We start from the raw sequence: 8,320 nt of genomic DNA, 5'->3' as shown, positions 1-8,320 counted from the left end.
GTCGAAGACCGCCTTCATGGCCTCGAACTCGTCGCGCGTCCTCACCGGATCGTAGTCGATGCCCTTGCGGCGGATCGCGTTGCCCTCTGCGAAATAGTCGAAGGCGCGGCCATAGTCCTTCAGATCGTCATTGGCCTTGCCGAGGCCGAAGGAAAGCTGCATGCGCGCAAGGCTGTCCTTTGGCGCCTTGGCATGCTCGGCTTCCATCCCCGCAAGCTCGGGGTCGCGCTCAGTCTGGCGCTTGATCTGCGTCAGCAAAAGCCAGGCCTTTGCCATGGCGGGAGCGATCGCAACCGCCTGGCGGGCAAGATCGGCGGCCTCGGCGAGCTTGCCCTTCTCCATCATGGCGACGCCGAGCCCATAGAGCAGCTCCGCATCCTTGGGCCGGATCGACAGCGACTCGCGGAAGAGAGCAATCGCCTCGTCCAGCCGCCCGGCTTCCTGCAGCGTTTCGGCAAGGCCGATGCGGGCGCGGACATGGAACGGGTTGCGGCCGATCGTGCCGCGGTAGATCTCCTCGGCGCCCTCGAACTGGCCGAGCTGCTTCAGCGACGACCCGAGATTGTCACGCGCCGCCAATTGGTCCGGACGGATGTCCACCGCGCCACGGAAGAAATCGACAGCGGCGGCGATACGGCCGAGGTCGCGCATCACCGTGCCCATATTGTTGAGGAAATCGGCATTCCGGGGCTGCAGCGTCACCGACTGCTCGATGAGATCGAGCCCTTCCTCGCTGCGGCCGGTCTGATGCAGCAGGAGTCCGAGGAAATGCAGTGCGGCGGCGTGGTTCGGCTGCTGCCCCAGCACCCGCCGGTAGAGCGACTCCGCCTCCTGGCGGCGCCCCGTCTGGTGCAGTTGCAGCGCCTTTTGCACATAAGGATCGAGCGGGCTCGCCGAACCGGCCTTGCCACTCGCGCCCGCCGCACTTCTCTGATCTCTGTTAATGGGAAACCTGCCGTGTTTGTCCGCCCGCCGGACCTAAGCCAAGCGGACGGGAGATTCAAGGGTATGGGTAGCGCTCCGGTGGATTGCCCGCAACGCGGAATGCAAACCCGACCTTGCTAGCACGGCCCGTCGCCGATGATGCGGTAGTCCGCCGCGCGGGCCTCGCATGCATTCGGGAAGGTACGCACCTCGCCGTAGCGCCTGGCGCAAACCGGAGCGTATTCGCGGGTGCAGAAGGTCTGCTCGCCGCCTCCAGCGCCGCTGCCACCGCCACCATCCCGGCAAGGACCTTCGCGCACGATGCGATACCCTGCCCTCTCGGCCAGGCAGGCATTGGCGAAGGTCTGGCGGTCGCCGCCGCGGCGCGCGCAGACCGGCTCGTACTGCATGGTGCAGAGTTGCGGATGCGGCCTTGACGGGCGTGGACGGGGGCCTTCGTCGACCACCACGGTACAGGCCGCCAGCAATGCCGACAGAAGCAGGGCGACAAAGCCCTGCCGCGAAACGATTGCCGCAAGAAATCGCATGGGTTCCTCTCCGATCCTCGCTGGAGCAATTCCAGGAAAAGTGGAAACGGTTTTCCGTCCGGAATTGGGTAAAAACAAAGAACGGTTCGCCGTTTCCGGAAACGGCGAACCGTTCTAGGCGCGGCCGCGTCTACTCGCGCAATCCTCGCCATTTTGGACCCGAACGCAACCCCGGCTTGTGGATTGTCCTCTTGCCGACCGGCTCCCGCACTGGCCCATGCCTGGCTCTTTTCTGGCCGATGACCGGTCATGACCCCGGGTCTATCGATGCCCTCGCGTTGGGCGCGCCAAGGGCCGCCCGCGGCGCTGTCTTGCAACCATCACGTTTCCGTGTAATAAATTTTGTGTTCGGGCATTTACGACCCGGAGAGCGGCACGTTTTGGACGACCTTTCCCCGATAAGTGTGAATCTCTGACGGCCCCGTATTTCGGCGGGGGGTTTAACCATGCGCGAATGCATGACTGCCGAAGCAACCACCGGGGCTTGCCCAAGGCGCGAAGGCATCGGGCGAGCCATAAGACTGATACGGGTGAAGGAGTTTCCCCAATGGCCCAGACCGGCACCGTAAAGTTCTTCAACGCCACCAAAGGCTTCGGCTTCATCACGCCTGACGGCGGCGCCAAGGATGTGTTCGTCCACATCTCCGCGATCGAGGCCTCCGGCCTGCGCACGCTCGTCGACGGTCAGAAGGTCACCTTCGACGTCGAGCCGGACCGCATGGGCAAGGGCCCGAAGGCGGTCAACCTGCGCGCGGCCTGAGCGGGCAAAGCTGCCTGTGTTCTGCTGATGAACGGCGCGGCAGGATCATGAATGGGCTTCGCAGGAAGCTTGAGTTTTCGAGGGCGCGACGGAACCGTCGCGCCCTTTTTTGTCCGGCAAAATGGCGGGATTGGCAGGCCAAAACTTTCTCTTGCCGATAGCGCTAAAATAAAGGACAAATTTCCTCTCGGGCAGTTTGCCGGCCCGAGACTGACTTGATGGGATCAAAGGAGCTTCCCATGCCGCAGACCGGCACCGTCAAATTCTTCAACCATGCCAAGGGCTTCGGCTTCATCACGCCCGACGATGGCGCGAAGGATGTCTTCGTCCATATTTCGGCCGTGCAGGCGTCGGGCCTTCCCGGTCTTGAGGATGGGCAGAAAGTGACATTCGACACCGAGCCGGACAAGCGCGGCAAGGGTCCGAAGGCCGTCAATCTGTCGATCGGCTAAGCCGGCTCAAGACAGATCCGACGGAGGCTGAGCAGGCGGGACCTCTCCCGCAGAGCTCGGAATTGTGTTCGAGCCGCGAAACCGTTCGCCCAATTCTGTTCAGCCTCCGTTCAGCCACGGTCTCCTATTAACCTTTGCTAAAGCCGACCCCGCATCCCCTGAAAAAATACGCGGGCCGGCGCGAAGGAGACCGAAAATGAACCGATTTCTCAAGACCGCCATCCTGACCGCGGGCATTGCCGCGACCACTTTGGCCACCTTCTCGGCGGCCAATGCCGACGACTGGCGCTGGCGCCACCATCGTCATCATGGCGGCGACGCCCTCGCCGCCGGCGTTGTCGGCCTCGCGGCGGGCGCCCTGATCGGTAGCGCGCTCAGCAACCCCGGGCCGAGATATTACGATCCAGCCTATGATGACGGCTATTATGTCGACCGGCCTGTTCGCCGGTATTACGTTCAGCCGCGCGTCGTCTACGCCGACCGCTATGCCGAGCCGTGGACCCGTGACTGGTACGAGTACTGCTCGGACCGCTACCGCACCTTCAACTCGCGCACCGGCACCTTCACCGGCAATGACGGCGAGCAGCATTTCTGCGTCGCCAACTGACCGGAGCAATTCCAGGAAAAGTGTGAAGCGGTTTTCCGTTCGGAATTGCGTCTAAACAGACTCTTAGGGTTCCCTGCCCCGAGCAAAGCGCCGCCTCTCAGCGGCGCTTTTCTTTTGGAGGCAGGTCAGACCAAAAATGGGTTGGTCCGGCGCTCCTCGCCGAAGCGGCCACCCGGACCGTGGCCGCAGATGAAGCCGATATCGTCGCCGAGCGGCAGAAGCTTCTGCTTTATCGAGGCGATCAGCGCGGCGTGATCGCCTCCGGGCAGATCGGTGCGGCCGATCGAGCCGCGAAACAGCACATCACCGACATGGGCAAACTTGGCCGCGCGGTTGTAGTAGACGACATGGCCCGGCGCATGCCCCGGACAATGCAGCACCTCGAACACATGCTCGCCGAACGAGACCGTATCGCCTTCGCTGAGGAAACGGTCCGGCACGCAATTGCGCACAGGGTCGGTAAGTCCGAAACGTCTGGCCTGGTTCTCGAGATTGGCCAGCAGCGGCCGATCGGCCTCATGCGGACCGATGATGTCGATGCCGAGCGCGTCCTTCAGTTCCATCGCGCCGCCGGCGTGGTCGATGTGGCCATGCGTGATCCAGATCGCCTGCGCCGTGATGGCGTTGTCCTTGAGAACCGCCAGTATCTTGTCGATATCGCCGCCGGGATCGACGACGACACCGTTCCTGTCGTCCATGTCGAAGAGGATGGTGCAGTTCTGCTGGAAGGGCGTGACCGGCACGATGCCGGCATTGAGTTGACCCATGTCTTTCCTTTCGAAGTGTCGCCCTGATGTAGACAGCGCGGCGAGCGGCGTCCACCGTCCAGCCGGAGCTAGTGGTGAAAGTCTGACGCTTGGTACCCGAGACAGACTTCCGTTTTGGGTGGTTTCTTGTCGTACGTCTAATTGACCGGAACGAGCAACCAGCGCCATGTTCAGAGCCACGCCGCTACAAACGTGAACGTCTCATCTCAACCCTTTAGTGACGTTCCGATCGAACCGGACGAGCGTCGTCTTGGGCGCGGCAACGAGCCAAGCAATTTGGATCGAGTCGACGCAAACTACTGTCGGAGCCGAAGGTAGGCGATGCGAGCTCAACGGCCCAACGTGCCTAGCTCCCTTTGTGCGGCGACGAGGTCGACGATTGGATATCTTGTGTCAAATGCTTGGACTACCGCTTGCAGACCCGTCGCCGCCTCATGGACACGACCTTGTCGTGCCAGAACTGGTGCCAGTTGCGTTGTGGCGCGAAGCTCGAAGAGTCTCGCTTGCTGCCGACGGGCAGTAGCAATCGCTGTTTCGAATAGGCGCGCGGCACCCGCCAGGTCACCTCTGCCCGCGGCGATTTGGCCACGAAGCCGGATGCATTCTGCAAGGTAACTCGCTTCGTCTGTATCGAAAACGAGGGAATTGACATCATCAAGCATCTGCGATGCCTCTTCGATGCGACCGGCCCGCAGGAGTAGATCACAAAGCGCGCATGTTTTCTCAGGGGTATGAAATACGACGCCCTGCGCACGCCAAAGAACCATGCTCTCTCGGACGTCATCGATACCGGCGTCCAGTTCTCCTAGATGCGAGCGGGCATGGCCACGCCACCTAATGCCGCTGCTTCGACGCGCCGTGTAGCCATGACGCTCGCAAATCTCGACGATCTTCCTAGCGTTATCGAGTAGTTCCTCGTATTGACCGAGCAGCGCGCACAATTGGCACTGCACGAGAAGATGCCACGCGAGGTCGAAAGGCTTATCGAGCTGGTCAAAGTTGCGCATCAGGCGCTCTTTCTCTTCGACTGCAGCATCAAAGAAACCCAATATGATCAGCGATTCGCTGAAATATGCTTGGGCAGAGACACGTTGATCCGCACCGGCGAACGAAATACGATGACTTGGGTCAACCCGATCAATCAGATCTAAGGCCTTGCGCAAGGCCTCCGCTGCCAGCGGCTCTTCTCCCCGGTTGGAATGAGCGATCCCCTTTGTTGCCCAAAGACCACTCAGATGGGCCGTTGGAAGGAGATCGGCACAGTTTGCGAGCTGCTCTTCGGCCAGGGTCAGGTAATCTTGATTGCGCCCAGCGGCATAAAAAAATGGAGCGAGTGAAAGTGCAACGTCACATTGCAGTTCGACCGATGCAGTCTTCGCGGCTGCAAGACGTGCATCTTCAAGCGTCTTCCCAAGGCGCTCAGAACGATACCCTTCTGCCTGCATCAAGGCATTGGCCATCGCAAGGTGGAGACGTGTCACCCGTTCGGCGCCGCCGGAGACGTCGCCAAGTCTCCTGCTGCAGTCAATAGCACTGGCAAAGTGCGACACGGCTTCCCGAGTAGCCGCTCTGGCCAGGGCGGCCCCTCCCGCCTTTTGCCAGTGATCGACCGCGCCCGCCCAATCCCCCGCTTCCTGAAGATGGTGCGCGAGGAACTCGGGTTGCGCTTCGGTGATCTCGGGCCACTTTTCCTCCAGCACGTCTGCGACCCGCTTGTGTAGCTCCTGGCGCTTGGCGCGCAGCAGCGTGCCATACGCTGCATCCTGAACGAGCGCATGCTTGAAGAGATAAGTGGCCAGTGGGCGCGTTCCGCGGCAGAACACCAGACCGGCGCCGACGAGTTGATCCAGCGCGCCGTTTAGCTCAGCGGCGTTCCGCTGTGCGACCGCTGCCAGCAATTCGTAGGAGAACTCCCGGCCGAGAACCGCGCCGACCTGTGCGACCTCCTTAACGGCTGAGCCGAGGCGATCGAGCCGCGCCATCAGCGAGGCATGCAGCGTGGCGGGTACGTTCAACGCCGTCGCAGCAGCTCTTGCGAGCACTGTCCTCGCGTTACGGCCCTCCAACACCGCCTTGGTCAGCTCCTCGACGAACAGTGGCACCCCATCCGTGCGCTCGATGATCTCCGCGACAATGTCGCTCGGCAGCTCTCCGGTGCCGACGACCCGCTGGACCAGCGAGGCGCCTTCACGACGGTCGAGCCGATTGAGGACAAGAACCGTGACGTGCGCCTGCCCAGTCCACGGCGGTTGAAACTCGGGGCGAAAGGTGAGGAGAAGGAGCACTGGCAGGCGCGGCACCCGTTCGATGACCAGCTCGAGCAGCTCGCGCGAGCTGGGGTCGATCCAGTGTACATCCTCGAAGAGCATCAGCACCGGACCTCGTCCCGCCAAGTCTTCGAGCTGCCGGAGCAGCGCATCGAAGATTTTCTCTTTCTTCCGCTGGGGCGTCAGTTGGAGAGGCGGGAAGCGGCCTTCGGTCGGCAACGACAGCAGTTCGGCCAGCTGGGACACGTCCTCCGGCGAGGCCGGGGCAAGCAGGACCGCAAGCTTTTCCAGCTTCCTCTCAGGCGGGTCGTCGCGCTCCAACCCGGCGGCACGTTCCAGCTGCGCAATGATCGGGTGGAGCGCGCTGTCTTGATGATGCGGCGAACAGAAATAGCGCAAGCGGGTGTGCGGCTCATTCTGGATCCGCTCCTGCAAGGTGACGGTGAGGCGCGACTTTCCGATGCCGGGCTCGCCGGAGAGCAGTACCACGCGACCTTCACCACTTTTCGCGCGATGCCAGTGGCGCTGCAGCAGGTCGACCTCTTCCTCACGCCCCACCAGCGGCGTGGGCGCCGCCCCGTGCAGCGCCTCGAACCGGCTTTCGATGCTACTCTCGCCAACCACTTGATAGGCGTGGATCGGCTCCGGAAAACCTTTCACCTCGACTGCGCCAAGATCGCGGTATTCGAAAAGATCGCCGACCAGATGCCGCGTTTGCCGCCCGATCACGACCGAGTCGGGTTCAGCAAGAACTTGCAGTCTGGCGGCAAGGTTCGGCGTCTCGCCCACGACGCCGCGCTCCTGCCCTTCGCCTGAACTGATCAGATCGCCGACGATCACCTGACCGGTGGCGATGCCGACGCGAATCCGCAATGGCTCGGACTGCTGAAGCAGCCTGACAGCACCGACGAGCGCAAGGCCCGCCCGCACCGCCTGTTCCGCGTCGTTCTCGTGCGCCTGCGGGTAACCGAAATACACCAACACGCCATCGCCCATGTACTTGGCGACGAAGCCGCCGAAGCGCGCGACCGTATCGGCGACACAGCGGTGATACGCTCCGATGATGTCACGCAGGTCCTCGGGATCCAGACGTGTCGCCAGCGCCGTCGAGCCGACGAGATCAGCGAACATGACGGTCAGCTGTCGGCGCTCGGCGATGGGCTCCGCCGCGTTGGGTTGAACCGACCTCGAGCTGTTTGTGGACGCCTCCAGTTCCACGATTGCTTTGAGGAGCCGCTTGCGATGACCGAGCAGTATACCCAGCTTCTCTAGGTCGGCCTCGGTCAACTCGGTCAGAACTTCAGCGTCAATGGCGTTGTCGCGAAACGTCTGCTCGTATTGTTCCAGCCCGAGAAGTCGCAACCAAGCGGCAATGTCCACGACACCTTCTCCAAACACTGAATTCGGCCCGCCGCGTCATATTAGCTCAGACGCATGGGAATTGCTTCAGACTCGGAAGACGAAGGTTCGCTCGGGAGAGTGGTGGATTGGCCGCGTCCGCCATTCTCATCGCGGCGCGATGACGGCCTGTGGACGCGAGGCGGACGATACGCTCCCAATGAACAATCATCAGCTTTGGGTGACGACTTTTCCTTGGGGTCGAAACCGGTATTTCGACTCCGGTACCAAGCGTCAGATTTTCACCACTAGAGCAATTCCAGGAAAAGTGTGAAACGGTTTTCCGTCCGGAATTGCGTCAATACAACAAGATAGGGCGGTTTGCCGTTTCCGTGAAACGGTGAACCGCCCTGGCGATCCTCGAAAGAAATGGGCGGCCGTAGCCGCCAGAAAATGATTGAAAAAGAATGGGCGGCCGCAGCCGCCAGAAAATGATTGAAAAAGAATGGGCGGCCGCAGCCGCCCATGGCGCAGGCTCGAAAGGTGCCTGACCTATTTCTTCATCGCACCCATGACCGCGCCGATGATGGCGGTCAGGATGGCGCCGCCGCCGGCGCCGCCGACGATGTTCTGTACGTTCAGCGCGCTGCCCAGTCC

8 protein-coding genes are annotated in these 8,320 nt (G+C 61.9%); 3 read left to right on the top strand and 5 right to left on the bottom strand.

Annotation, left to right across the window (positions count from 1 at the left end; genetic code table 11):
• Positions 1–873: tetratricopeptide repeat protein (locus tag EOA38_RS20600; RefSeq protein ID WP_127300091.1), on the bottom strand; the 873-nt coding region annotated here is incomplete at its 3' end.
• Positions 874–1,061: 188 nt separating this feature from the next.
• Positions 1,062–1,472, bottom strand: coding sequence for a Kazal-type serine protease inhibitor domain-containing protein (locus EOA38_RS20595; RefSeq protein ID WP_126092400.1), 411 nt, complete (start codon positions 1,470–1,472; stop codon positions 1,062–1,064).
• A gap of 547 nt (positions 1,473–2,019) precedes the next feature.
• Here EOA38_RS20595 and EOA38_RS20590 point away from each other — a divergent pair.
• The 3 genes from EOA38_RS20590 (at position 2,020) to EOA38_RS20580 (ending at position 3,291) form a co-directional block, all read left to right on the top strand.
• Positions 2,020–2,232, top strand: coding sequence for a cold-shock protein (locus tag EOA38_RS20590; protein WP_006202520.1), 213 nt, complete (start codon positions 2,020–2,022; stop codon positions 2,230–2,232).
• A 239-nt stretch (positions 2,233–2,471) separates the two neighbouring features.
• On the top strand, positions 2,472–2,684 hold the full coding sequence (locus EOA38_RS20585; protein ID WP_006202521.1) for a cold-shock protein: 213 nt from the start codon (positions 2,472–2,474) through the stop codon (positions 2,682–2,684).
• Positions 2,685–2,880: 196 nt separating this feature from the next.
• Positions 2,881–3,291, top strand: coding sequence for a BA14K family protein (locus tag EOA38_RS20580; RefSeq protein ID WP_126092399.1), 411 nt, complete (start codon positions 2,881–2,883; stop codon positions 3,289–3,291).
• A gap of 125 nt (positions 3,292–3,416) precedes the next feature.
• On the opposite strand, the gene EOA38_RS20575 is transcribed toward EOA38_RS20580, so the two are convergent.
• From EOA38_RS20575 to EOA38_RS20565, 3 genes are all read right to left on the bottom strand, one after another.
• A complete protein-coding gene (locus EOA38_RS20575) occupies positions 3,417–4,058 on the bottom strand; it encodes an MBL fold metallo-hydrolase (protein ID WP_126092398.1) in 642 nt (213 codons plus the stop codon).
• A 329-nt stretch (positions 4,059–4,387) separates the two neighbouring features.
• Positions 4,388–7,705, bottom strand: a complete 3,318-nt coding sequence (locus EOA38_RS20570; protein ID WP_189350554.1) for an AAA family ATPase — start codon at positions 7,703–7,705, stop codon at positions 4,388–4,390.
• Between the two features lie 266 nt (positions 7,706–7,971).
• A complete protein-coding gene (locus EOA38_RS20565) occupies positions 7,972–8,190 on the bottom strand; it encodes a hypothetical protein (RefSeq protein ID WP_126092396.1) in 219 nt (72 codons plus the stop codon).
• Positions 8,191–8,320 lie beyond the last annotated feature (130 nt).

It is taken from the genome of Mesorhizobium sp. M1E.F.Ca.ET.041.01.1.1, from assembly GCF_003997355.1.
GTDB lineage: Bacteria > Pseudomonadota > Alphaproteobacteria > Rhizobiales > Rhizobiaceae > Mesorhizobium.
Note: the sequence above shows the minus strand (reverse complement) of the source record. Positions and strands in the feature narration are given on the sequence as shown.

Excerpts from the sequence above, each read along its gene's own strand:
- EOA38_RS20595 (WP_126092400.1), bottom strand. The coding sequence starts at position 1,472 with ATGCGATTTCTTGCGGCAATCGTTTCGCGGCAGGGCTTTGTCGCCCTG.
- EOA38_RS20590 (WP_006202520.1), top strand. The coding sequence starts at position 2,020 with ATGGCCCAGACCGGCACCGTAAAGTTCTTCAACGCCACCAAAGGCTTC.
- EOA38_RS20585 (WP_006202521.1), top strand. The coding sequence starts at position 2,472 with ATGCCGCAGACCGGCACCGTCAAATTCTTCAACCATGCCAAGGGCTTC.
- EOA38_RS20580 (WP_126092399.1), top strand. The coding sequence starts at position 2,881 with ATGAACCGATTTCTCAAGACCGCCATCCTGACCGCGGGCATTGCCGCG.
- EOA38_RS20575 (WP_126092398.1), bottom strand. The coding sequence starts at position 4,058 with ATGGGTCAACTCAATGCCGGCATCGTGCCGGTCACGCCCTTCCAGCAG.
- EOA38_RS20565 (WP_126092396.1), bottom strand. The coding sequence starts at position 8,190 with ATGGGCGGCTGCGGCCGCCCATTCTTTTTCAATCATTTTCTGGCGGCT.